The sequence below is a fragment of the Pseudomonas sp. P8_229 genome, from assembly GCF_034008635.1.
Taxonomy (GTDB): domain Bacteria; phylum Pseudomonadota; class Gammaproteobacteria; order Pseudomonadales; family Pseudomonadaceae; genus Aquipseudomonas.
Map to the genome: position 1 here is coordinate 1,487,177 of NZ_CP125378.1, position 26,130 is coordinate 1,513,306.

Consider the following 26,130-nt stretch of genomic DNA (forward strand, 5'->3'; position numbering starts at 1 on the left):
GTTAGTCCGGCTCATCCTTGAGCTGTTCCCACAGTTCTGCCGCGCCGGGAAACTCGGTGCCGTCTTCCGGGCTCAGGTCATCCGGGTCGTAGCGGCTCAGGCAGCCCTCCCCCAGAGTGGCCGGCGCTTTCGAAGTGGCTTTGTCCAGTGGATCGCTCACGGGCAGTTCCTCAAGGGCTGAAACGAAAAAAGGGCCTGGAACGATTGAACGCCCAGGCCCTTCTTTATTCAAGTACGCGTGGGTTCGATCAGAACACCACGGTCTTGTTACCGTGCACCAGCACGCGGTCTTCAAGGTGATAACGCAGGCCACGGGCCAACACCATCTTCTCGACGTCACGGCCGAAACGCACCATGTCTTCGATGCTGTCGCTGTGGCTGACGCGTACCACGTCTTGCTCGATGATCGGACCGGCGTCCAGCTCTTCGGTCACGTAGTGGCAGGTCGCGCCGATCAGTTTAACGCCGCGCAGCGACGCCTGATGGTACGGCTTGGCGCCGACGAACGATGGCAGGAAGCTGTGGTGAATGTTGATCACCTTGTGCGCGTATTCACGGCACAGAGCCGGCGGCAGGATCTGCATGTAGCGCGCCAGCACCACCACTTCGGCGTCGTGCTGTTTGACCAGACGCGAGACTTCGGCGAACGCCGGTTCCTTGTCCTGCGGATTGACCGGGACATGGTAATAAGGAATGCCGTGCCACTCGACCATGCTGCGCAGGTCATTGTGGTTGGAAATCACGCAGGAGATTTCGCAGTCGAGCTCATCGCTGTGCCAGCGGTGCAGCAGGTCCGCCAGGCAGTGGGATTCGCGGCTGGCCATCAGCACCACGCGTTTTTTCTGCTCGGTGTCGGTGATGCGCCAGTCCATCGAGAACTCTTCGGCGATCGGCGCAAACTTCTCGCGCAGCACTTCAATACCGAACGGCAGCGAATCGGCGCGGATCTCGTGACGCATGAAGAACCAGCCGTTCTGATTATCCGAGTGGTGGCTCGCTTCGGTGATCCAGCCGTTGTGGGATGCCAGAAAGTTACTGACTTTGGCAACGATGCCAACGCGGTCAGGGCAGGAAATCACCAACCGAAAGGTGCGCATGGGGGGAAAACTCCAGAACTTCGCAAAGGCGGCCATTCTAGCGACTGTGCGCGGAAACTGCAGTATTGATGACCACATCTCCGCAGGTAGACCCGATTACCGGCTTCTGAGGCCCTGCGCGGCAAATCGATAGTCCTTCAGTGAAGCTGTTCGGCCAGATAATTGTGAATATTCGTGATGACTGCATCACATTATTTAAATGACCATTCAATTTACCGGTTATTCCACGTAACTAATTCAAATAAAAAAACCGGTTAAATGTTTACTTGATGAAACAGCCTGACTATTATTGCGGCACTGTCCCCTGCCATTCAACACATCCGCATAAGGTAGTTACCATGTCCTTGATCAACGAATATCGCGCCACCGAAGAAGCCATCAAAGAGCTGCAAGCCCGTTTGAAGAACCTGTCGCAAGACGACAAATTGCAAGCCGAGCTGGAATTCGAAGGCAAACTGCGCACCCTGATGGGCGAATACTCCAAGTCCCTGCGCGACATTATCGCCCTGCTGGATCCAGAATCGAAAACCAAAGGCACCCGTGGCGCCGCAGTAAAAACTACCGGCACCAAGCGCGCGCGCAAAGTTAAACAATACAAAAACCCGCACAACGGCGAAGTCATCGAAACCAAAGGTGGCAACCACAAGACTCTGAAAGAGTGGAAAGCCAAGTGGGGCGGTGACGTGGTTGAAGGCTGGGCTACCCTGCTGGGCTAAGCCGCAGCGCCGGTCGCCGATTGATTCGGCGGCCCATGAAAAACGCCAGCATACGCTGGCGTTTTTTTATGCGTGTCCTTTCATGGACACACTATGTTCGAATTCAAAGATTCAAACGATTGCGCAATGCCTCGACATAATTCTGCCACTCATTGAGCACTTGATTCTGTATCGGCGTAGCACTAAGCGCCCATTGCTGCGCGGCTTCGGCAAAAGAGCTCAAGGTATTAGGTGCGCCCATTTGCGGCTCGGATAAACGCTGCTGGCAGAATATTCTCCAGCGCTCTTGCTCAGCAGAATTCAACGTATCGGGAAAGTTTCGTGCGCGATATCGAAAGAGCAATTCGGGCAGACGTTCATCATCGAACGGCCAGTGTTCTTGCGCTAATTGCGCCGGATCCGCCGTCCTCACTTGCTCGCATAGACGCCGATCGCGATCAGCGATAAATCCATCGTACAACTGCTGTTCCGGGTCCTCACTCGGGGTGAAGTCTTCGCTGGCGTAAATCGCCGCAACTTTATCTTTCCAAACTTGTTGTGCGTCACTTAGCCGCAGCGCACGTGCCTGATACAGCGCCATGTCCAACCCCAGACGCTGTTGATCGTCGGCACGCAATACCGACAACGGCGCCACCACCGGGCAACGATTGATATGAATCAGTTTAAGCGGCACTGGCTGTTCACCCTCGGCGAGGTCGTCGCGGCGGGTATAAAGACGCTTGCGCAAGCTGTCGGCGTCCAGATCCAGCAAGCCTTGTGGGTCAAGGTGCAGGTCACAGACGATCAACGCATTGCGATTGCGCGGATGCCAGGCCAAGGGCAGTACCACGCCGACGTAGTGCCGAGCCGCCGAAAAGCGCCCGGAGATATGCACCATCGGCTGCAACAGGCGAATCTGATCCATGACTTTCTGCTTGCTGCGCAGTTGGAATAGCCAGTCATACAACTTCGGTTGTTTCTCGCGGATCAACCGCGCCAGGGCGATGGTTGCGCGCACGTCCGACAGGGCTTCGTGGGCATGCCCATGGTCGATGTTGTTGGCGGCCGTCAGGCGCTCGAGCTTGAGGGTGACCTTGCCTTCGTCATCGGTCGGCCAGACCAGCCCATCGGGACGCAACGCATAGGCGGCGCGCACCACATCGATCAGGTCCCAGCGACTGTTGCCTCCCTGCCACTCGCGGGCGTACGGGTCGAAGAAGTTGCGGTACAAACTGTAGCGGGTCATCTCATCGTCGAAACGCAAGGTGTTGTAACCCGCGCCGCAAGTGCCGGGCGCCGCCAGTTGCGCATGCACCCGGGTCATGAAGTCGGCTTCGCTCAGCCCCTGCTCGGCGAGACGGCTCGGGGTGATGCCGGTGATCGCACACGCTGCCGGATGCGGCAGGATGTCTTCGCTGGGCTGGCAGTAGAGGTTGACCGGCTCGTCGATTTCATTGAGGTCGTGGTCGGTGCGAATCCCCGCGACCTGCAGCGGGCGATCGTTGCGGGGATTGATGCCGGTGGTTTCGTAGTCGTACCAGAAGATTGAAGTCACGGGCGGTTCCTGAACTGAAGATCGGCAAAGTCTAGGCGTTGAACCACCACCGCGGCCAGCGCTCTGTCATTCAACCATCGCGCATCACACGATGTGCAATACATAGTTATGTCGTTTTCCCCCAAGAGGCTGCTAGCATCGGACAGACTTCACATCCCGATCAGGCCCCATCAGGTAGCCCATGCTCGAGAACACAGCAGCGCCACGGAAAGCACCGCTGAACCCGCCACTCGATACCCGCTATCAAGTGGAAACCCCGGAGGGCATCGACCTGCCGTTGCGCCCGGCCGGTCTGATGGTGCGTACCCTCGCCTTCGGCATCGACCTGGGCATTCGCGGCGCGCTCATCGGCGTGCTGTTCGTGGCGCTGGCATTTCTCGGCCAGCTCGGCATGGGCCTCGGGTCGCTGCTGCTGTTTGTCATCAGCTGGTGGTACATGGTGCTGTTCGAAGTGCTGCGTCAGGGCCGCTCGCCGGGCAAACAATGGATGGGCCTGCGGGTGATTCACGATAACGGCACCCCCATCGGCTGGTCGGCCTCACTGCTGCGCAACCTGTTGCGCTTCGTCGATCTGCTGCCATTCGGCTATTTCCTCGGCGCCATCAGCTGTCTGCAACACCCGACCTTCAAGCGTCTGGGCGACATCGCCGCCGGCACCCTGGTGGTCTACAGCGAACGCGCCCTGCACCGCCCGCAATTACCCGACGCCCAGCCACGCAGTTCGCCCGTGCCACTCAATCCCGTCGAGCAACGCGCGCTGCTCGCCTTCGCCGAACGCCAGGCTGAACTGTCGCCGGCGCGGGTCAATGAACTGGCCGCCCTGCTGGCCCAGCCGCTGCATATCTCGGCGCCCAAAGCGGTCAACGAACTCAACGGCATCGCCCGCGGCTTGTTGGGTCCGGCATGAAGCAGAGTCTTTTCGAAGCTCGCCACAAGGCCGAATGGGAGCGCTTCACGCTGGCCCTCGAACGCCTCGAGCACGGCAAGGACACTTCGCAAGTGGCCGGTTTTCCCAAGGCTTATCGACGTCTGTGCCAGCATCTGGCGTTGGCCCAGGAGCGCGGCTACAGCAGTTATCTGATCGACTCGCTGCAGCAACAGGTGTTGCGCGGCCACCAACAGCTGTATCGGCACCGCAGTCGCTTCGGCGCCAATCTGCTGGGTTTCATCCTCGCCGACTTCCCCCGGTTGGTGCGCGCGGAATGGCCGTTCGTACTGGCCGCTACGCTGTTGTTTTTCGGCAGCCTGATCGGCTTTGCGCTGCTTGTATATGGCTATCCCGAGCTGGTCTACAACCTGATCCCCGCCGAACAGGTGCGCGAGATGCAGAGCATGTACGACCCAGTGGCCGGGCACCTTGGGCGATCCGCCGAACGCGCCGCCAGTGAAGACTGGGTGATGTTCGGTTACTACGTGATGCACAACATCGGCATCGCCTTCCAGACCTTCGCCAGTGGTTTGCTGCTGGGCGTGGGCAGTGCGTTTTTCCTGGTCTACAACGGGCTGATCATCGGCGCGGTGGCCGGGCACCTGACCGACATCGGTTTCGGGCAGACATTTTGGTCATTCGTGATCGGCCACGGTGCTTTCGAATTGAGCGCCATTGCCCTGGCGGGGGCGGCAGGGCTGAAACTGGGCTGGGCACTGATCGCTCCCGGACGCCTGACGCGCGGCGCAGCACTGCAACACGCCGCGCGCAAAAGCGTGCTGCTGGTGTGCGGGGTCATGCTGTTCCTGCTGATCGCGGCATTCATCGAGGCGTACTGGTCATCGAAGACCGGGATCGCGCCGCGAACCAAGTACGCGGTCGGTGCATCTTTGTGGATTGCGGTGGCGGTCTACCTGCTGTTCGCCGGAAGGACACGCCATGCGCCTGAGTGACGCCAGCGTAGCGATCCGCCCGCGCAGCACCTGGGAAGCCATGGACCTGGGTGTGCTCATGAGTCAGCAGCACCGGCGCCTGCTGATGACCAGTTGGGCCATCGTCACTCTGCCGCTGTTTGCCTTGCTGACGTTGTTGCTGTGGGATTCGCCGTCACTCGCCGTGTTCATTTTCTGGTGGCTGAAACCGGCTTACGAACGCCTGCCGCTGTACATCCTGTCCAAGACCCTGTTCGGCGAAACACCGACCTTGAAACAGGCCTTGCGCGAATTTCCCCGGCTGCTCAAACCGCAACTGCTGGCCAGTCTGACCTGGCGTCGTCTGAGCCTGAGCCGCAGCTTTCTGCTGCCGGTGATGCAGCTCGAAGGCCTGGACAGCACGGCCCGCCAGCAACGCCTGCAAGTGCTGTTACAACGTAATGCCGGCGCCGCACAATGGCTGACGATCATCGGCGTGCATCTGGAAACCGCGCTGTGGATCGGCCTGATGGTGCTGTTCTACATGCTGCTGCCGCAGCAGATCGAAACCGACTGGGACTGGCAATCGCTGATCCTCGACGCCGATCACCATTGGCGCTGGCTGGAGCACCTGACCAATGCCTTTTACGCGCTGGTGCTGGTGATCTGGGAACCGGTGTATGTCGCCTGCGGTTTCAGCCTGTATCTGAACCGGCGCACCACACTCGAAGCGTGGGACATCGAGCTGGTGTTCCGCCGTTTGCGCCAGCGCCTGAACAGCAGCGCTCTGGGTTTGCTGCTGGCCGTCTGTCTGCTGCTGCCGGCGCTGCCACCGGTATGGGCCGCGGCCGATCCCGCCAACGCCCCGCAGGCGCCACGCCTGCTGCATCAACCGCTGACCAGTCAGGCTTCGCACGACAGCATCAAGGCGTTACTTGAACAACCACCGTTCAAGAACAAAGAAAGCGTGACCCGTTATCGCTTTGGCGACGACCCGGCCACCCCGGCCGAGGTCAAGCCCGGTGAGGCGCCACAATGGTTGAAAACCCTGCTCGGCTGGCTCGACGGTCAACGCTTCAATGCCTTGGCCACCTTGATCGAGGTGTTGTTGTGGACGGCGTTGATCGCCGCTGTCGGCTGGCTGATCTGGCGCTATCGCGAGTTCCTGCGCACCTTCGTCAGTCGCCGGATGAAGCTGCCCAGCCGCAACAGGCCACCCGCGCCGCGGCAGGTATTCGGCCTGGACCTGAACCCGCAATCACTGCCCGATGACATCGCCGCCAGCGCCGAACAACTCTGGCACACCCAGCCACGCGCCGCGCTGGGGCTGCTCTATCGCGGCTTGCTCAGCCGGCTGCTGCACGACTTTGACCTGACCTTGAAAGCCGCCGACACCGAGCACCAGGTACTGCTGCGGGTCGAGCAATTGCAGCACCCGGAACTGCTGATGTTCAGCCGTACCCTGACCCTGCATTGGCAGAACATGGCCTACGGGCATCGCGTGCCGGCGGCGCATCTGCAACAGGAACTGTGTGACGACTGGCGCGCCCTGTTCGGCCATGGAGCGCGCACTTGAACCGGCGTAACGCGTGGCTGATCGGCGGGCTGATCGTCGCCCTGCTCGCGGCGTTGAGCCTCTATCTGTACTTCAAGGCCAGGCCTTATCAGGAAGTGATCGATCACGGCCCTTCGCCGCTGGCCCAGGCCAACCCGTATCTGGCGGCGCAGATGTTCCTGCGCGCACGCGGCCTCAACGTCGGCCATGCTGAAACGTTGGCAGGACTGCCCGACATCGATCCGCGTCGGCACACCTTGCTGCTGTTCGGCGAGCGCTCGCGGATGACCCCGCGTCAGGTCGATCAGGTGCTGAACTGGGCCCGCGCCGGCGGACGCCTGGTGTTCGTTGCCCAAGCATTGTGGGATGAACAGGCCAGACAAAGCGACGACCTGCTGCTGGACCGGGTGCAACTGCATCAGTCCCTGAGCAAGAACCTGAAGGAACCACCGGCGGAACTGGCCGATGACCCCTACCCGAACCTGACCAAGCTGTACCTGGAAGATGAAGACGCCCCCGCCTACGCCGGTTTCGACACCGCGTTTCATTTGGAGGACCCGAAGAATCTCGCGCAAGCCTGGGCCAACAGCGCCAAGGCCACGCACATGATGCAACTGGCTTATGGCCTCGGCTCGATTACTGTGGTCACCGATGCCGAGTTGTGGAAGACCCCGGCCATCAGCCAACACGACAACGCCTGGCTGCTCTGGTACCTGAGCGCCGACACTGACGTCACACTGATTTTCAACACCACACACGACGGCCTGCCGACCCTGCTCTGGCGTTATTTCCCGCAGGCCATCGTTGCCCTGCTGGCGCTGATCGGCCTCGGCTTGTGGCACGTCGGTGTGCGCCACGGGCCACTGCTCGCGCCCGCCCCGCGTGGCCGCCGTCAGTTGCAGGAACACCTGCGCGCCAGTGCCGATTTCATCCTGCGCCACAACGGCCAGCACACGCTGTTGCAAGCCTTGCAACAAGACGTGCTACGCCGCGCCCGACGCCGCCATCCCGGCTTCGACCAGTTGAACGTGGCCGAGCAATGGCTGGTGCTGTCGCGCCTGACCCGACAGCCGACCCGCGCAATCAGCCAGGCCCTGAGCCCGGTGCCGAAACAGCGCATGAGCAGCGCTGATTTCAGCCGCCAGGTGGCCCACCTGCAAACCTTGAGGAACACGCTATGACTGAGCACATCGAGCCCGGCAGCGCCAGCCACGCCGCCCAGCAACGCCAGCGCGCCAGCCAGTTGGCGCAAGCGGTGCGCGGTGAATTGCAGAAGGCCCTGATCGGCCAGAACGGCGTGATCGACGACGTCCTGACGGCGCTGATTGCCGGCGGTCACGTGCTGCTCGAGGGCGTCCCCGGACTGGGCAAGACCTTGCTGGTGCGGGCGCTGGCGCGGTGCTTCGGTGGTGAGTTCGCGCGCATTCAGTTCACCCCGGACCTGATGCCCAGCGACGTCACCGGCCACGCGGTGTACGACCTGCACACCGAGCAGTTCAAGCTGCGCAAGGGGCCGCTGTTCACCAACCTGCTGCTGGCCGACGAGATCAACCGCGCACCGGCGAAAACCCAGGCGGCGTTGCTCGAAGCCATGCAGGAGCGCCAGGTCACCCTCGAAGGTCGGGCGCTGCCCATCGCCCAGCCGTTCATGGTGCTCGCCACGCAAAACCCGATCGAACAGGAAGGCACCTACCCACTGCCGGAAGCCGAGCTCGATCGCTTCATGCTCAAGGTGCGCATGGACTACCCCGATGCCGAGCAGGAACTGAGCATGGTGCGTCAGGTCAGCCGCTCGACCCGCGCCGACATGCTCGACGTGCAGCCGCTGCGCACGGTGCTGCAAGCCAAGGATGTGCAGGCCCTGCAACGCATTGCCAGTGACCTGCCGCTGGACGATCAGGTGCTCGATTACGCTGTGCGTCTGGCGCGCAGTACCCGTTCCTGGCCCGGCCTGACCCTCGGCGCCGGGCCGCGAGCAACCATTGCGCTGGTGCGCTGCGCCCGCGCCCGGGCGTTGCTGCGCGGTGGCGAGTTCGTGATCCCCGATGACATCAAGGGCTGCGCGCTCTCGGTGCTGCGCCATCGGGTACGGGTGGCGCCCGAACTGGACATCGAAGGGCTGGAGGTTGACCAAGTGCTGCAGCAACTGCTCGACCAAGTGCCGGCGCCGCGTCTGTGAAACCGTCACGCCTGCTGTTGATCTGGCTGGCCGTTCTGCTGGCCATCGGCACGCTGCTGGGCACCGTGCAGGCACTCGACATCCCGACACCCGCCAGCCTGTCGGCGATCAGTTGGGGGTTGCTGCTGGCCCTGTTGGTGCTGGCGATCATCGATGCGCTACGCCTGAACAACCTGCCCTCGCCGCGCATCCAGCGCCAGATGCCCGGCAGCCTCGCACTCGGCCGTTGGAGCGAGGTACGGCTGCAGCTCAGTCACGATTTCAGTGAGCCGGTCACAGTGGAGATGTTCGATCACGTGCCACCGGGGTTGAGTTTCGACAACCTGCCGCTGTCGGTCGAGCTGCAACCCGGCCAGTTCAGCGAGGTCGGTTATCGCCTGCGCCCGCTCAATCGCGGTCACTTCACCTTCGAACATTGCGAAATCAACCTGCCCAGCCCGCTGGGTCTGTGGTCAGGCAAACGCCTGATCGAGGTGAGCAGCGACGTCCGCGTCTACCCGGACTTCGCCAAGCTCTACGGCGGGCAGTTGCTGGCGGTGGACAACTGGCTCAGCCAGCTCGGTGTGCGCCAGCGCCAACGTCGCGGGCAAGGCCTGGAATTTCATCAACTGCGCGAATTTCGCGAAGGCGACAGCCTGCGCCAGATCGACTGGAAAGCCACCGCCCGGCAGCGCACGCCGATTGCCCGCGAGTACCAGGACGAGCGTGATCAGCAGATCATCTTCATGCTCGATTGCGGCCGGCAAATGCGCAGCCAGGATGGCGAGCTGGCGCATTTCGACCATGCGCTGAATGCGTGTCTGCTGCTGAGTTACGTCGCGCTGCGGCAGGGCGATGCCGTGGGGTTGAGCACCTTTGCCAGCGATCAACCGCGATATCTCGCGCCGGTAAAAGGCGCCGGGCAACTGAACATTTTGCTTAACGCAGTCTACGATCTGGCGAGTAGCCAACGTCCAGCGGATTACCAGTCAGCCGTCCAACAGCTACTGACCCGTCAGAAACGCCGGGCACTGGTCATCCTGGTGACCAACCTGCGCGATGAAGACCATGGCGAACTGACCAACGCGGTCCAGCACCTGAACCGCCAGCATCAAGTGCTGGTGGTCAGCCTGCGCGAAGAAACGCTCGACCAGGTGCGCCAGGCCCCAGTGCAAACCCTGCCTGAAGCGCTGGCCTATTGCGGCACGGTGGATTACCTCAACGCCCGGGCAGAACTGCATGAGCGGTTGAGTGCTCATGGTGCTCGAGTGCTGGATACACAACCCGGCGAGATGAGCCCAGCGTTAGTCACCCAATACCTCGGTTGGAAGAAGGCAGGTACGCTCTGAACTCATTTGCCGTGCCCTCATGAGGACTCGGTTACGCTAATGAACAACTCTTTGTAAGCCACAACTGATTGCGCGCCAATTTTATCGTGACCGGCTCGCGGGAAAATGAATTTGACGTACGCGATCCCGTTAGCGTCCGATCTCATTGAGGCAAGCGACAAATTCAAATAGAACCACGCAACTCTCCTATGGGCTAAAGGCAGTCGTGTCTGCTGGTCAATAATTCTGACTTCAACATGAGCCTCGCAACCGACAACGTTTCGCGGCGAAAGATTTGTGATGCGCTCGAACATGGGAGTATCCGCGGGATCGAATACGTAAAACTCCCATGCTTTGGAGCTTCCGAGATGGACGGTCGCTACGAGTCTGTTCGGTCCCAGCTCATTCGGGCTAAGGACCAGTATCGATTTGCCATCCGCATTCGTGGTCGTGACAGGTAACTCCTGGCCGGGGATCTGCCACACGACTTTAATCCCTTCCAACGGTTTCCCGTCGCCTCGAGAAACAACCCGTACGACAGCGGTGACTGACTGCCCCAAATTGATATCGGTATGCAAGCTGGTCAACGACTCTATCACCGGCACCAGCCCGCCATACACCAACTGCGCCATATCCCAGCCACCCAAACCGCCACTTACCGTGGCAGATAAAATGCCATCCCCCTCAGCGGAGTAAGCAAAGGTCAACCGAGCAAAACCCTCCTCGTCCGTCACCGACGGGGTCAAGACACGGCCAGCAAAACCCCAGCGCACCTGCACGCCAGCCAATGGTAGACCGGTGCGTGCCGAAACCACCTTGGCAATGGCTAGCGCCTGCTCCTCGTCCGGCGGCAACCGCGAACCTTGCGGCTCGTACAGTTCGATGATTTCGCGCGGTTCCTCAAGCGTGTACGCCAGATCGACCGACTCCGAATAAACCGCATCCCCCACCGTTGCCGTCACCACCGCCGCGCCTGGTGTCTGCGGTTTGAACCGTAAACGGGCCACCCCATAAAAGTCGGTCAGGCTGGTCAGCGTCCCCAGTTCCGCGTTGTGCCAGGTCACTGCGATTCCCGGGATGCCCTTACCGGTGATGGACGAGACCACAGAGACCTCCTCGACCAGTTCCTGCTCCCATTCCAGCACCTGCTGAACACGGCTATTGGCGAGGATTTTCAACACTTGCGCGCCCACGCCCAACGACATCGCGTTGGCCGGTGACAGGCGCGCCAATCGCTCAGCGCCCAGGCGAAGCGCGAAACCGCCGTCCGTCACATCATCGCAGCGCACGGAGAACCGCATGCCGAGGGCCGAGGGCCGGTGCGCAACGCCGAGCGCGGGTTCGAAGCGCAGCCCCAGCGCCACAGGACCGGTACCGGTCAATCCCAAGGCCAGGTCTTGCTCGAACAATGGACTGTCATCCTCGAACAGCACTTCGAGAATGTGTGTACCTCGGCGCCGCGGGAAGAAGGTTTGACTGCCCCACGGCTGTTCGTCATGGCCATCGAAGCGCACCCGCACACCCTCCCAAGGGTCACGGGCGAGTGCGATAAAAGACAAGGCGCGCTGCTCTTCATAATCGTCAAACGGGCTGCGCACATTGGCCACCACCTCCTGCTGACCGGCGGTGCCCGGCGTCAAGCCCAAGCCCGACCAGCCAAGGTCATCGCTGGCGACTGTTTCGAGGCCGGCCGCCGTCTTCCACTGCACCGCCACCTGCGCCACCGCCTGGCCGGTGAATGCCGAAACCACCCTGACCCAACTCCAGGCTTTATCCCTGCCGATGACGGCATCAACCGCAGACTCGTGCCAGCCGCCAATGCGCAATTTGTTGTGGGCGAGCCGCATCGGGTTGGCGCTCATGGACAGACTCAATGCAGGCAGAAAAAGCCCGAGAATAAAGTCGCCGGAGACCTTGCTCGCAGTGAAGTCCAGGCTCCATCCAATACCTCCATCGCTCAGCGTCTGGGAAATATCGAGCGGCGGTTCGACGCTTGCGTCCAGCTCGCCGGCCGGTGTTCCCTGCCACATCAACGTTCCCTGCAACCCCACCAACGGACTCAATGCATTGGGTAAATAGCGCACGTTGTGCCTGGCGCCGATGCACGGAAACAACGTCTGACCGGCTATTGTCGCGGTCACCTGATCCAGCATCACCGTCAGTTCATCCATCAGATCAGTGGCGATCAGCCGACCGAACAACTCTCGGGGTGACGCCAGCACCGGGCTGCTCAATACCAGACTGAACAGGCTGCTGCTGCTCGATGCAACTTGTGAACTGAACGTCCATTCCAGCCCCTTCGATTCCAGCTTCAAGGGCACGCCGATACCTGCGACGGTCAAGCCGATTTCCGGCGACTCACCACGCCACTGCAGCGTCACCAACTGATCGAGCAACGAACTGCCAGCCGTCGCTTCAATGCGCAGGGTGTGCGAAGCCCCACGCCAGCACAACAAGCCCAGCTCGGTAAGATCCACTTCAGTGTTGTCGAACAAAATCCTGATCTGATTCTTCCAGGGACTGCTCGGCAATGCCTTGACTGCAAACGGGTGCTCCATTGCCACCGCATCGGCGTGCGCCCTGACGCGGGCGGTCACCATCAGGTCGCCACCACGGGAGGGCTGGTAAAGCACGTTGGCCCAGCCACCGCTACCCGATTGGGTCGAGATCGTGCCTTCGGGCGTCAACCAGTCGACCAATGCATTGTTGACCGGATCGCCGTCGCCGCTGGTGACCACGTGCACCACTTGCACCCGCAGCAGGACGCTTTCATGCTCGTCCACCACCGGAAACTTGTTGGCCTCCTGAACGTCGCCGATGCGCACCAGATTGCGTGCCAGTGACATCGGTTTCCTGTCGGAGGGCAGCAGCAGCTTCGAGCATGACAACTGCAACAAGAAGCGCCCATCGAGCTCGTCCTGGCAGATCAACGCCCAGTCCAAATCCGCTACATCGACAGGTCTCGACTGTTCCAGCTCCGGGCGCACTTGCACGCCCAACTGTGCCGCAGAATCGCCTTCCCAGCGCATGGCCAACTCGGTGCCACGCAACACCTCGGGCAGCCGCACACTCACCTGATAGGTAGAACCACGATTGGGATATCCGGTCGTTTGCGCCCAGGGCAAGGCGTTGCCCTCGACCACCGCCAGCACCTCCTTCCATGGATCGGTCGCGAGCACCCGAACATCCAGCGTTGTAGTCTCGACACCACTGGCATAGTACGGACTCGTTACCGAGGCTTTGATAGCAACGTCGCCCGCAGTCGTGGGCAGGAAATCGAAGTATGCCCACCCCTCGGAATCCGTGGACGTAGTGCCGAGCCCCCCCTGCCCGTCGATCGCCCAGGTCACCGTGCGCCCGGCCAGAAACTGACCGGTGTACCAGGAGGCCACTCGCACGCCTAGGCGCACCGATTGCGCCAACTCCAGCACCGGGTAGTACGCGGCCTCCAGTTCCTCGCGAAACACCAGCCGATGATGGCCCAGCGAGGCCTGTATCGGGTAAGGCGCAGCGGTGTACTGGTTCTCCAGGTTCACCGTGAACAGGTAAGGATCCTGACCATCATCGATCAACGGGCACTGCAAAACCCACGGTAAATCCAGCGGATGATCGACGCCCCAGTCAGGCGCCGTGGTAACGGCGCCTTGCGGGTTGTCGTCGCTGATCAACGCAGCCTTGGTGTAGAGCCAGGGGCTGTCGGGTTCGGGAACACATTCAAGCCGATGCTGAAAGCCACCGTCCACGCCCAGGCACAGGTAGAGCAACCCGCTGGCCGGCAATTGCTCCTCGTCCAGCTTCAGTGTTTGCAGCACCACTGGCTCAAGGTGCAGGGCCAGATGAATGCGAGTGATCAGGACCTTCAGGTGATAGTCATCGGGATCAGCATTGGCTGGAGCGACCACCGTGACACGGATCTTGTCCAGGCGCTGCAACGGCAGATCGAACGGAGCGTTGTACTCGATCGGCTTGAATACCAGCGGCTGGCCGCTGGCGATCCGTGCCTGGTCTTCTGCAAGGTTGCGAGTGCTGCCCGGCGGCAACGGGATTTCTCTCAACACGGTTCCATCTTCAGCCGTGATGAGCATGCGGCCCGCTTCGGCATGCCGCGTTTCATACAGAAAACTCAATACATACCTGGCGCGGGCATCCGGCTTTACCGGTACGGTGACCTGCTGCCAGGCAGAACCAAGATTGCCCGCAGACAGCAGCCTGATCGGTACGCCGTCATAGACCTCGCCGACGACTGCGACCTCGCGCGGGTTGGCACCTCGCGTCCAGTTGTCCATGCCCTGGCTGAAATCACCATTGAGCAGCAGACTGTCATTGGCCTGAACGACTGGATCAAACATGATTGCCTGCTCCTTTGACATTGCGTGACTGACGGGAACTCATTGCCCGGGTGACCAGGTCTTTGACGGCAAGGGTAAACGTCGGCTCACCGGCCTTGGCCGTGTAGCGGATACGCACGATGACGTCGGTGAGCGATTTGAGCATCGGCTCTTGCCGCTCGCTCTCGGGCCACGGAAAGTGCAACTGCCAGCGCGACACCGCTCCGGTGTTCTCGAACGGATTGAGCAAGCCTTCATCCGGTTTGCTGGCGTTCATGCCGGTGTCGGCGAGGCCCACCGATAAACCGATCTGCTGGCCACTGCGCAGATTGAACTGAACATCAGGTGGCGCCACTGCGCCTGTCGGCTGGTGCAGGTACTCGACCGAACGCGCCGTTGCCCGGGTGGCGGTCATGCTGCCGACCTGACGCAGCGTCGCCTGAACATCCTGGTAAGGGCCGGTCAGCACCGGAAGATCGACTTCGATCAGGTTGATCAGCCGGCAGTATTCCCCCGGATGATCACGATCGAACAGCAACTGCGTCAGCTGGAATTCCAGAGTGCCCTTGGCGATCAAGTCCTGCAGCGCCAGCGACCAGTTGGTAAACCCGCTCTGCGGATCGGCCGAATCATCAAACAGTTGCCGCAACGAAACGGTTTTCACCCGCTCCAGACGGCGCTCATGGCTTTGCAGATACAGGCGGTCCATGCGCAGCAGATATTCGCGCAAATGCTCACCGGCGGTCAGGCCGTGACGGTTGTCCAGCCAGACTTGTGGCAACGCATCGTCGGTGTCGTCTTCACCTGTTTCGGCACTCAGCGACGCGCGGGCACTCAGACACAGGCTGACCACCGCATCGTAGGCCTGATAGTGCAAGGCTTTGAGTTGCCCCAACAGCCAGCCGAACAATTCAGCGTTGCTTGCGCGCTTTTTCAGGTAGTTGTAGAGGGTCAATGCTTGAGCGTTGGCGCGCAAGGTCTGCTCCAGACTGGCCCTGGCCGCTTCCAGCGCAAACGCCTGCGCGGCAAGTTGCTCGTCAATGGCTTGCACCTCGGATCGAGCCTGATCGCGTTGCAACTCCCACTCTCGGCGACGCAGGCGATAACTCTCGATGAGTGCCTGTTTTTCCGCGTCGGTCTGCAAGGCCATGGCGCCGATTTGCAACCCGAAGACCACTGCATCGGTGATGGCATCCAGGCGACTGCCACCGACGGCCATGCCGAAAATATTCGGCAGATTGGCCAGCACTGCCCCTCCGCCCTTCAGCGCGACGGCGCCCAGATTCAGATCTTTGGTGATCTGCAGTTTTTCCATGACCTGATATTCAGCATCGGTCACGTTCTCGTCGTACCAGGCCTGATACCGGTCGGCCCGCTCCTGCACCATGCTGCGGCTCTGCGCCAGTGCGGTAACGCTTGCCTGTAAATGGGCAATCGATTGCTCCTGCACAATGCGTGCATAGTCACCCAGCTCCTTCATGTGTTCCTGTTGCATTTCCTCCTGCTCAGCGCGGTCACGTTGTTCGATCAGGCGCAAAACCTGACTGCCGTATTCCTGCAGGGTCTGCACCGCACGCAGTGCCGACTCGTAAGTGACCCGCCAGCGAAACGCGCCCACCACCAGACGGCCGCCCATTGGCCGAGGCCCGCCGATACCGCCGCCGGCCAGGTCGCGCAACAGTTGATTGGGATCGGTGGGCGGGCTGAACAACGGAACGTTCAGCGGTTTGCCATCCAGGGTCAGATTGTTGCGCAAATTGTTCAGGCGCTGGCCGGGCCAGTCGTACAGTTCGAGCAACTGTTCATTGATTGGCGTTTTGAACGGCTCGTTCGCCAGTAATCCCATCAGTGGCGCCGCTTCGGCGACCGCTGGAATCTGCGCGAGGGAATACGCCAACTCACGTTCAAACTGCTCGAGCGCCGGACGTGTATTGCCCTGTTTCAGCAAGCTGTCGACCGTCTGCGTTTCCCAGCGAGCCACAGCCCGGGCCGAGGGCGGTTTACCCATCAGAAATTCTGCCTGCACGTAACACAACTTCGCGGCCACCAGCGCATCGCGGGTAAGCTGGCGGTAATACCAGTCACCCCAGGCGATGAGGTTTTTCACATACTCGGTGAATACCAGTTTGCTGTAGTGCTCGGGCGCCGCGTAAGCAATCGCATCCGGATCGGTGGGCATCCGCACTTCGTGGCCCAGGTTGCCCGTCTCCTGAAGCGGACGGCAGCGCCAGTAACGGGGTTTCGGTGGAGAGTCCGACGTTGCGATGGCTTGCGGATCGAACAGGTAATGCAGCCAGTTTTGTGCCTCGGCAAACCGGTCTTCGGCTCGCAGACGCGCGGAGACCAGGTGCGCCAGGTGAAAAAACAGCTCCCAGAAATACAAGCCATTCGCGCCGTTGAATGCCCCGTTCGGCTCCGTGAACTTATCGTCTGCCTCAGGGGCGGGTTCTTGCAGAAACTGCGTGTTCCAATCCAGCACCGCATCGACCGAGATGTTGCTGCGCTGTACCAGATCGGGACCGAACAGAGAGTTCAAACGCGCGCGGGGCAGCATTGCGGTCTGTCTGAAAGCGATGAACTGCGCCGCATCCCGGGTGTTTTTTTCCAGTGTCGGCGGGAGTGAACGGACGAAATCCCCCAACGACACCTTAAAGACCCGATTGCCGTAGGTTGGGTTACTCAGCGTGAATGTGGCCCCGCCTACAAACCCTCCTTTATTCCGTTTCAGCAATAGCCAGTCCGTTGCCCAGCCACCGGCAATGGGGAATGATCCCTTGACCTCCGCCGGATCTTCGCCCGCCCCGTGACTCAGCGTCAAAGTGAACTCGGCACTGGCGCTGCTCGCCAGATTTCTTGCCCTGCATTGTCCTCGAACCCAGAGATAGTCCTGGTTACCCACCTCTGCAAACACCGCCTGCAAAGTGAAGTAAGGCGCCATAACGCCTGTCCCCGGCCCTTCGAGCGCAATCGTCGGCTGAGTCGCAGGGGTCAACGGGTGCTGAACGACCAGTGCATCGGTAAAGCGATGCGTCGCCAGGTGGTCGAGCCAACTGCCATCGTCTTCAGGCAGCGGACGAAACAACACGTCGCGCGTCGCACCGACTTTCAAGTCGCTGCCGTTGGTGAGCCATACACCCAACCGGCCCTTGGGGTGGTACGCGTCGATCAGCGTGGTCGCAATCAGCCGCGCGCCCGCGCTTTTATCCGTGTCTTGTTCACTGCTGTGCAGGCTCAAGGGCGCCGACCAGTCCCCACTCTGGTTCATGAACGCCAGATTGATGTCCAGTCGGTTCGGCAGGCTACGCTCCCCTGCCAGCCCCTTCACCTCGTCGCGCCACTCGGCCCAGACCAGGCACAAACGACCGCTCCAGAACACCGGCCGCACATCCAGCACCCGGCCCCCCACCGGAATCTCGATCGCTTGCCATTCATCCCAAGCCGCTGGATTGACGGGTTCACCCGCTGTGGTCAGTTCGATCTCGGCCTTGCGCCAGAAATACTGAAACGGCTGCACCCGCTGCCGACCGACAAAATAGTAGGTGGCGCGAACCGCCGAATCGCCGTCCAGACAGCCACTGATAACATCCAGGTTGCAGGTTTGTTCGAACGCTTTCAAATAACCCTGCAATGCACGCTGCACCGAATCGCCGCTCAGGCGTGTCTGGTTCAAGTCATTTTCCAGCGCCTTGAACAGACGGGTTTTGCGCTGCCGCACGAACGGGGTGATGAAGTTTTCCGGGTGGAGCGCAATCATCGTCAGCGCAGCCCAGTCCGGATAGTTGTTGTACAGTTCCCAGAGCTGCAGATCGGCCTTATCGAACTCGACCTTTTCGTATCCGGGTTCAAGTTTGCGATAGGCCGCATGAATGAATTGCTGTGCACAGCTCGTCGCTTCCGCCACCCAGGAACTTTGCACCGGGTAATTATCCTGCGGGTCCAGACGCAACAGTTCGAACAGATCCTGTGGCGTTCTCACAAAGGCGTAACGGTCTTTGGCGACATGGCCGATGCAATATTCGACCAAGGCGTTACGGCGTTTTTCCAACAGTTCAGCCAGATTGCTCTGAGTCATGGTCTGTTCTTCCTGCGTCCTGGAGAGCACACGCGCCGTCAACGGGCGCAGTCATGGGGTAACTGGCGGATCGTCGAACTTGATGGGCTCAAAAAGCGCGGTGTTGGAACTGGCGTCGCACAACACGCTGAACCTGAAGGTGCCACCAGACGGGCTCGACACATACACCTTCGTGATGCCCTCGGCATCGGTGTAAGTCTGTTCAGGGCGGATCACCGCTACGGGGAGTCGCGTACCGTCCTGGGCCTCGGCAAACCAGCGCACCAGACGGTTGCGTCCGAGGTTTTTATAGTCATCGCGCAGCGTGGCGGTCAGCTCGAACTCCTGCCCCGCCGGTATTGGCTCCTCGGGTACCAGAGACATCAATGGCCCAGGGAAAAACAGCGTCTGAGCGTCATCGGAGACAGTGACGAGCGGTGCCTGCTGCGCATCGATCAGGGCCACCCAGAATAAAGGCACCTCCTGCCCCATGACCTTGCCCGGCAGGTATTCGACCTGCACCGTGCCATCGACTTGCGTGGCTTTCGCAACGACAGTGCCCAGGCTCGTCTGCCAGTGCACGTACACGCCGCTCAACGCTTTGCCGCCGGGAGTCTTGAGCGTCACGGTAAAGATGATTTTTTCATCAGGCTTGTTGGCCACAACCTCAGTCTTGTCTGCGGTACAGGTCATGCTGACCAGCGGTTCAGGCACCTCATCGGCGAAAGACACCATCGGTGCCCGGGTTTCCGAGAGGCTGAGCACGGCGCGTTCGGCGGCGACTCGGTAAGCGTCCTTGTCGATCGTTTCAGGCAGATTGCCCAGCAGAAAAATCGTCTGGGCATCCATGCCACTGTGCGCCGCCAGTACGCGTATGCGCAGCAGCAGGTCCAGTTGACTGAGGTTCTTCAGAATTTTGAGAACAGGGTCGATGTGAATGACGCACTCGTGCACTTCCTGCACGCTCCAGTCAAAAAATGCCGCGAGCCGCCGTAATGCCGCCTGCTGCGCGAGCCACAACGCATCGGGAGACAGATCATCGGCCAGGGCATTGACCTCGCGCAGATAGTCGAGCAATTTTTCGGCAGGCTGCTCGCTCAACTCGAACGCCCGAGTCAACGCGCTCAGGAAATACAGTGTGCGCACCGACAACAGATGCCGGTCTTGCTGGTCCATCCAGGCCTTGTGGCCGTACTGCAGAAAGTCCTCCAGCAGCCGGGCACTCAGGTTCAGTTTGCTCACCACCGCAGCGCGCCGCCGCACATCGGCCAACAGGCTCAACAAGGGATCCGGCTGCTCGGACGCACGTGCTCGCGCCTGCAGTGCTGACTGCTCGGCACGTTCCAGCACCCGGGCCAACAGTTGATACACCGTGGACTGCGCCCAGGTCAGTATCCGCAGCGAACGTTCGGCGTCGAGTGCGGTGTAGACCGCCAGACACTCTCTGGCAACCGACACTTGGGCCTCCCGTGCCTTTATCAACACGCTCAACATGCGTTCGACGATGATCGCCCGCGCTCCGGCGTCGTTTTCACCGAGTCCGTCCCTGACCGCCTGATCAAGCTTTTCTCTGGCAAAGAGCAGGTAATCCGCCTCAGGCAAATCCAATGCAATGACCAGCCCCGTGGCGTCGACCAGCTCTGCCAGTAATTGCAGCCAGTCCAGCCCGACCAGCAAGGGGACGCCGGCCGTCTGCAGTCCGGCATTGCTGAACAATGCGGCCGGCAGCAGGTTGCGAATCTGCTCGAACAACTGGCGTTCAGCCTCCGTGGCCACCGCCAATGCCTGGGGTGGTGCCACCTGCTGCAACATCCACAACACCGGCATGTCACGCTCCTTGCACCAGGACGCGCAGGATTGCATGGCATGAATCAGGTTGAGAACGTCAGGAGGGGTTTCCTTATCGCGGCGCTCGCCCACCTGTGGCAGACCTGCCAAGCCGTTGAGCCAGCTCTTGCCGCCCAACAGGGTCAGCATCAGCACGCCTTCGACCGGTGTAATGCCCAGCAACCGTGGCAACTTCACCAGCCGGTAAAAACTCGAGATCACCGCCGTGCTGCGCTTGAGTTTGTCCCCCAGCTCATGCGCCTCGGCAATGGCCGCCGCCAGGTAAGCGTAGGTCTGCAAATCGATACTCAAACCGCTGCACAACTGACTGATCGTCAAATCGCTCTCGCCTTGCGTCGGCAGTGCCGAAAACTCGCCACCGTCCAGCCGCATTGGCTGGCGATAGTCACCCTGACTGTTGAAGGTGCGATCAAACAGCGAGGGCACTTGCGCCCGGCCATAAATCGACACTTCATCGATAAACGCCGCGAAGTCCTGGGCCGTGCAACCGTAGTGCTCGCGCAGTGACTGAAACAACCCCAGCGCATGCACGCTGTGCGTGGAAATCCAGTACGGACGAGCGGGTGTTGCCCCACGCGCCTCGGCATGGATGGCTGCTGCCAGAAGTGCATCCACCTGGTCGCTCGGCAAGTCCAGCCATTGGTCCAGACGCAGCTTGCGATTCATTCGCTCGTAGCGATCAATCGTCGTCGGCTCTTGCGTCAAGCGATGAAGTAACCCTCCGCCGCCCCCCCTGAAGTCGATATTGAGCACCGGCGATGTGCCGGCGTTGATAAAGACCGATCCGCAACGATGACTTTCCATTTCCCCCGGCGGGGAGTTTTCGTAAACAGTCACATTGGCCGAACGAGTCGGGGCGAACTCGCGAATCGACAGCAACGCCTCCAGGCCCCGCGAGTCCTGTCCGGTGCGATCACCGAAGAACTTCGCCTGACTGAGGTTTAACCATTCAGTACCGAAGGCACCAAAATTAAGCGCGTAGTACGCATCCCGTGCATCGCCGTCCTCTGGGTCCACGGGGGCTTCCGTCAGTAATTCACGCTGATACGGGCCCAGTCGCGAGGCATGGCTCAGCGCGCGTCCGGCATCGGTGTCCCACGCTTCAGGCTGCAAAAAATAGGGATAGGCCAGGTCCACCATGTGGGTGATATCGCCCACCGAAAAACCGTGTTGACGGGCGACGAAATCGAGCGTGACCCAATGCTGAAAATACGGTAATCCATTGGGGTAACGTGCCTCGAAGAGGGCCTCCTCCAGGTCCAGATTTGCGGGGCTGTTTTTACTGATGAAGGTTTCAAGCACCGGGACAATGACGTCCAGCGCCGAGATCGCTTGATGCACGGCGTTGAAGTCGACGAGCAACTGTTTGAGATCCTGGCGGCGCAGGTGCAAATCCAGTTTGCTCGCGTCACCTTGAGGAAAGATCCGCTGGTCGATCCAGCGTAACAATTCGATCAGATAGGCCACTGGCGAGTTCATCGCTTCGAGTGCCTGAGGCGGACAAAACTCATCGAACTTCGGATTGAACAGTCGCTCGTAGCTCGGCCCGTCAACGATCGACAGCAAACCACTGCGAGGATGAATCGATTGTGTCGAAGAATGGCGCAACGAGTGTTCGATAAAACGGCGGCGCACAAACGTCGCCAGACTGTTGGCCCTGCGCAAAAATGCCTGCGCGTCCTCGGGATGCATGCTGTAGTCGTCAACCAACCCGCGAACACCGTGCTCCACCACATGAAAAATGGACCCGCCGCGCTCCAGATAGGTGCAGAAATCAACATAGCTGTCGCGTTGCGCTTCGCTGAACACCTGCTCCAGCAGTTGCTCAACGGGACGAATCACGGGGTTAGTCATGGTCGGGTTCCCTGTATCGTTGTCGTGTCAGAACGTTTTTTCGCCTGACGAGCCGATGCCTTCATGCTTGAATCTGAGCCACGCTGCGGTTGGGCGTCTACTGTCATAAATGACAGTAGACGCCACCACTCATCGGAAAAAAATCAATTCTCAGGTGGCGATGGCACGTCGAAACGATCGCTTTCGACCCAGTCGGACAGGGTCGAATTGTCCGCACCGTCAGTGATGGTCTGCTGGAATCGGCACCAGTGGCCACCAGGACTCAGCGTTTGCGTCGCCTCGCCGCGCCAGCCCTGCGCGGTGACGGCAAGGTCTGCGCTCAGGGCTTGTTCCGGGTCGAACCAAGTCACCACCCGCCCGACGCCGGTGCGCCCTTTACCGACGAAACGAAGCGGGTTTTCGACCCAGCGTCCCGGCACCGGCTCATCGATGACAGGCAGGTAAATGCCGCGCACCACAGGGTGCGGGGCTGAGGCGGCAGAAACAAAACCGTCACGCGAGGACACCGCCACCAAATCAAAGACGCCGGCGGCCTGATCCGGCTCAAGCGTCAATGACCAGGTACGGTTCTCCAGCACAGGACTGTGTCCGAGCAGCGTCGCCTTATCGCTTTTCAGCGTCACCGTAACCATGTCTCCCGGATGGCCGAAGCCGGAAACAACGGCGGAGCCACCGATATGCACGCCCCGCCCGGGGCTTTCGATATGCGGCGCGGCGGGCACCACCTGGTAAGTGCGTACAGGGCTGTCCTTCGACTCATGGGTCTGGAAGATTTGCCTGGCCTTCACGGTGTAGTTGCCGATCGGCAACGTTACTTCGGCTTGCCATTTGCCCTCGGCACCGACCGGGACTTTATCGAGCAGGATTTCGCTCGGGCTATCCCGCCAGATGGTCACCTGGCCGAACGGTTCGCCGGTGCCTGAAAGCATTGAGGTTCGCGCCAACGACTGATTGGGCGCCGGCACCTCGATGACGGGCGGCAACAGCACCACGAAACAGCTGCGCACATCACTGCGCAGGGATTCCCTGCCAGCGATGGTCTGTGCGGCGTCGATCTGGTATTTGCGAAAGTCGAGTTTTTTCAGTTCGATGAACCAGGGACCATGCGCCGTCAGCCGTTTCGGCTCGCCCAAAGCCCGGCCGTACTGCGCGTCGCGCAGTTGCAGCGTGGCACCGCTGAACCCGTTGGTTCCGCGCACGATCAGGTCGTAGTGTGCATCTGCGTCTTCAGTCGGTTCGGTGATCACCGGCTTTTCCGGGCTGACCCAGAACGTTTGCGTCGCTGCCGGCGAGGCGCGTCCTGCCACGGTCTGTATCACCGTGACGGTATGCTCCTTGTCCGGTGCAAACCCGATGTCACGTTTGAAAGCCCAGGTGCCGCTGCTGCCATTGGGCCTGTGTTCGTTCGTACTGTCGCTGTACTTCAGGCTGAGTGTCGCGCCGGGCCAGCAGGTGCCGGAGATTTTCGGCGACAGGCCGTCATCCTCGACGGCGGTGATCAGCGGTGCCAGCAGCGGCACGCTGATGGTCATTTCCACCGGGTCGGAGGCCAGAGCACCGTCTTTTTGCACCACCAGCACAACCTTGCTGGTGTTCGGCTCCCAGCGTGATGATGCCTGTATCCGCCAGCCCTGAGCCGTGACCGCTGCCGGCGGTGCAAGCGACGCGCCGGTCGCTTTGTCCGTCACGTGCACCGTGGCTCCGCTGACTCCTTTGCCAGTCAGAATCGGCGTGTAATCGACCACGGTGTAAGCCAGGTCAGTCGGCGCAGGAAAACGGTCGATATTGATGATCCGTTCGACCGCTTGCGACACCGCATTACCCAGCTTCTGCCGCACCTGCACCGTGCGTATCGAACCCGGTGCCCAGGCCTGCGATGCCCGGCTCGACCAGCCTTGCGCCGTGACGGTTGCCGGCGGCGCGACCGCGCTGCCATCTGCCTTGTCCGTGATCTCGACCGATGCGCCGGTAACGCCTTTACCGGTGAACGTCGGGGTGTAATTGGTAATGGTGTGGGTCACATCCGTGGGCGGCGGCAGGGTTGATGACACCTTGAACAGGTACTCCACCGAAGGAATCCAGCCGCCGGCGTTATCGGAAACCTTCTGCACGACCTTCAGGTCGTAATCGCCGATGGGCCAGTTCTGTGAGGTCGTCGTCCAGCGTCCTCCCTGCACGATCACGGTGGGCGGCGGCGTTGCGCCTGTCGGGCCTTTGACGATCGTGATCTCGACCGTGGCGTCGGTAAAACCTGCGCCGGAAAACGCGGCAGTGGTGAGGGTCGGGTAGCTGACGCTGACGGCGGTCAGTGCTGGAGGGCGGACTTTGAACGTTCGAGCCAGACTACGATCGGACGACTGACCTTGAAACGTTTGTTCCGCCACAATCGTATTAGTGCCCGGGGGCAGTTGCTGCAATGCGTATGTGCTCCACTTTCCATTGGTGCCCACCGTTGCCCTGCCAACGACTTCCGTCGTCCGGTCCTGATAAACGACGACGGCTGCCCCAACTGTCCCCTCTCCTTCAAATAAAGGTATACGGGTTACATAAGCGCCGGTAACAGGGACCACAATCACGGGAATACCGAACTCTACGACGGTGATCGGCACCTCATTCGACCATTGTAGAAATTGATTGGAATAGCTTGCCTCTGCTACCAGAACAATTCTGCGCAATGGAAGCTCTACGTTCAGCTTCACGTCGAATCGATTGCCTGCCACAGCACCGCTGCCGTATAGAACCACCCCGCTGCCGGCTTCATAGATGCGTACGTCGGTACCGCTATGCCCATCACCGGAAATCGTCGGCAGACGTTCATTGACCAGCACGTCATCATTCGCCGGCGAAGTGATTTTCAAGGTTTTGGCTACGGTGACGGGTACCAGCGCCGAATTGTCCGACCGCACTGAATTGACAATCTGCACAGCGCCGAACTGATGTAACCCTTCCTCAAGATTATCGACTTGAACCGACCAGCTGCCGTCCCCCGAAGCAGTCCCTCTCCAGGTTCTGTTGTCAGGCACCCGGTATAGTTCGATGCTGGCGTCAGGGTAGGCGCCCCTCCCGGAAATGATGGGATTGGGACCCACTAGCGCCGGAGGGGCAATCAGGGTTACGGGTTTGATAACACGAAATTTCCCGGAGAATCCCCAATCAGACCACACCCCCTGCGCATCGAATTGGGTATGTATTTCGCAGTCCGGCCCTTGTTCGAGCTGATCAAGGGTGAACTCGTAGTAGTAACCGTTGTGCGTACCCGTGATTTCCAGCCTGTAGTCCGGATTGTAAATATGGACTTTCCATTTGCCATTACGATTGAACCCGAAATTGCAGCGAACTCGTAATGGCAGTTTTTGCATGGTTCCCGATAGCGGGACGGAAAACGTTGGGGCAGCCCATCCGGTTACAACAGGATCATCTGGTTCTTCGCTCATGACAGGTGAACTCCTGGACTGTTTGACGGGCTGGTCTTGCTCCGTTTTGTATCGCCATTGAGGAGTAAGTCACACCTGTAAAATCTGACAGTCCCGACGAACGGTAGCGTTGCGTGGCGGTGTATTTCGTGGTGTTTCCCCAGCACGCCGGGAGGCTACAGCGCCTTGCGCCTTTGCCTACAGATCCGCCAGAATCCGCTGGCTTGTGCGCTTTGCTGATGCCCCGTAACGTGGTCCGTGCCGCTGCCAATCAGTGGTCGGGTTTAGTCGCCCGGGGGGTATACGAATGTGCATAAGCGTCATCAAGTCGGGTATTCCCTATCCCCGCACTCGATGGTGGCTGTTCGCAGGGCGCCCTCGGGCGCGCCGGTATTTCGTATGCCTCCCG

The 26,130-nt window shown here is 60.5% G+C and carries 14 protein-coding genes; 7 read left to right on the forward strand and 7 right to left on the reverse strand.

What is annotated here, in order from left to right:
* Position 1: 1 nt before the first annotated feature.
* Together QMK55_RS06755 and purU are read right to left on the reverse strand one after the other, a co-directional pair.
* Positions 2-160 (reverse strand): hypothetical protein, encoded by a 159-nt coding sequence (locus tag QMK55_RS06755; RefSeq protein ID WP_320328907.1) that lies wholly within the window; start codon positions 158-160, stop codon positions 2-4.
* 88 nt (positions 161-248) lie between these two features.
* Complete coding sequence (gene purU, locus QMK55_RS06760) at positions 249-1,097, reverse strand: formyltetrahydrofolate deformylase (RefSeq protein WP_003227580.1); 849 nt, start codon at positions 1,095-1,097, stop codon at positions 249-251.
* A 338-nt stretch (positions 1,098-1,435) separates the two neighbouring features.
* Between purU and mvaT the strand changes: the two genes are divergently transcribed.
* Positions 1,436-1,813, forward strand: a complete 378-nt coding sequence (gene mvaT, locus QMK55_RS06765; protein WP_003227581.1) for a histone-like nucleoid-structuring protein MvaT — start codon at positions 1,436-1,438, stop codon at positions 1,811-1,813.
* A 103-nt stretch (positions 1,814-1,916) separates the two neighbouring features.
* Here mvaT and sbcB read toward each other — a convergent pair whose 3' ends face one another.
* Positions 1,917-3,347, reverse strand: a complete 1,431-nt coding sequence (gene sbcB, locus QMK55_RS06770; RefSeq protein ID WP_102355021.1) for an exodeoxyribonuclease I — start codon at positions 3,345-3,347, stop codon at positions 1,917-1,919.
* A 181-nt stretch (positions 3,348-3,528) separates the two neighbouring features.
* Between sbcB and QMK55_RS06775 the strand changes: the two genes are divergently transcribed.
* Genes QMK55_RS06775 through QMK55_RS06800 form a run of 6 tightly spaced genes read left to right on the forward strand, consistent with a single transcriptional unit; the run spans position 3,529 to position 10,248 of the window.
* Positions 3,529-4,254, forward strand: coding sequence for an RDD family protein (locus QMK55_RS06775; protein ID WP_102355020.1), 726 nt, complete (start codon positions 3,529-3,531; stop codon positions 4,252-4,254).
* Positions 4,251-5,228, forward strand: coding sequence for a stage II sporulation protein M (locus tag QMK55_RS06780; RefSeq protein WP_102355019.1), 978 nt, complete (start codon positions 4,251-4,253; stop codon positions 5,226-5,228). Before QMK55_RS06775 ends, QMK55_RS06780 begins: the two co-directional genes overlap by 4 nt.
* Positions 5,215-6,762, forward strand: coding sequence for a DUF4129 domain-containing protein (locus tag QMK55_RS06785; RefSeq protein ID WP_320328908.1), 1,548 nt, complete (start codon positions 5,215-5,217; stop codon positions 6,760-6,762). The genes QMK55_RS06780 and QMK55_RS06785 overlap by 14 nt, the downstream gene beginning before the upstream one ends.
* On the forward strand, positions 6,759-7,922 hold the full coding sequence (locus QMK55_RS06790; protein ID WP_320328909.1) for a DUF4350 domain-containing protein: 1,164 nt from the start codon (positions 6,759-6,761) through the stop codon (positions 7,920-7,922). Before QMK55_RS06785 ends, QMK55_RS06790 begins: the two co-directional genes overlap by 4 nt.
* A complete protein-coding gene (locus tag QMK55_RS06795) occupies positions 7,919-8,920 on the forward strand; it encodes an AAA family ATPase (protein ID WP_102355016.1) in 1,002 nt (333 codons plus the stop codon). The genes QMK55_RS06790 and QMK55_RS06795 overlap by 4 nt, the downstream gene beginning before the upstream one ends.
* Complete coding sequence (locus QMK55_RS06800) at positions 8,917-10,248, forward strand: DUF58 domain-containing protein (RefSeq protein WP_320328910.1); 1,332 nt, start codon at positions 8,917-8,919, stop codon at positions 10,246-10,248. The genes QMK55_RS06795 and QMK55_RS06800 overlap by 4 nt, the downstream gene beginning before the upstream one ends.
* Positions 10,249-10,265: 17 nt before the next feature.
* Here the strand turns inward: QMK55_RS06800 and QMK55_RS06805 are convergent, their stop codons facing one another.
* The 4 genes from QMK55_RS06805 to QMK55_RS06820 form a co-directional block, all read right to left on the reverse strand.
* Complete coding sequence (locus QMK55_RS06805) at positions 10,266-14,576, reverse strand: hypothetical protein (RefSeq protein WP_320328911.1); 4,311 nt, start codon at positions 14,574-14,576, stop codon at positions 10,266-10,268.
* Positions 14,569-18,627 carry a neuraminidase-like domain-containing protein gene (locus QMK55_RS06810; RefSeq protein ID WP_320328912.1) on the reverse strand — a complete coding sequence of 1,353 codons (4,059 nt, stop codon included), beginning with the start codon at positions 18,625-18,627 and terminating at the stop codon, positions 14,569-14,571. The genes QMK55_RS06805 and QMK55_RS06810 overlap by 8 nt, the downstream gene beginning before the upstream one ends.
* Positions 18,628-18,678: 51 nt before the next feature.
* Positions 18,679-22,308 carry a Tc toxin subunit A gene (locus tag QMK55_RS06815; RefSeq protein WP_320328913.1) on the reverse strand — a complete coding sequence of 1,210 codons (3,630 nt, stop codon included), beginning with the start codon at positions 22,306-22,308 and terminating at the stop codon, positions 18,679-18,681.
* A 143-nt stretch (positions 22,309-22,451) separates the two neighbouring features.
* Positions 22,452-25,742, reverse strand: coding sequence for a hypothetical protein (locus QMK55_RS06820; RefSeq protein ID WP_320328914.1), 3,291 nt, complete (start codon positions 25,740-25,742; stop codon positions 22,452-22,454).
* Positions 25,743-26,130: the final 388 nt, after the last annotated feature.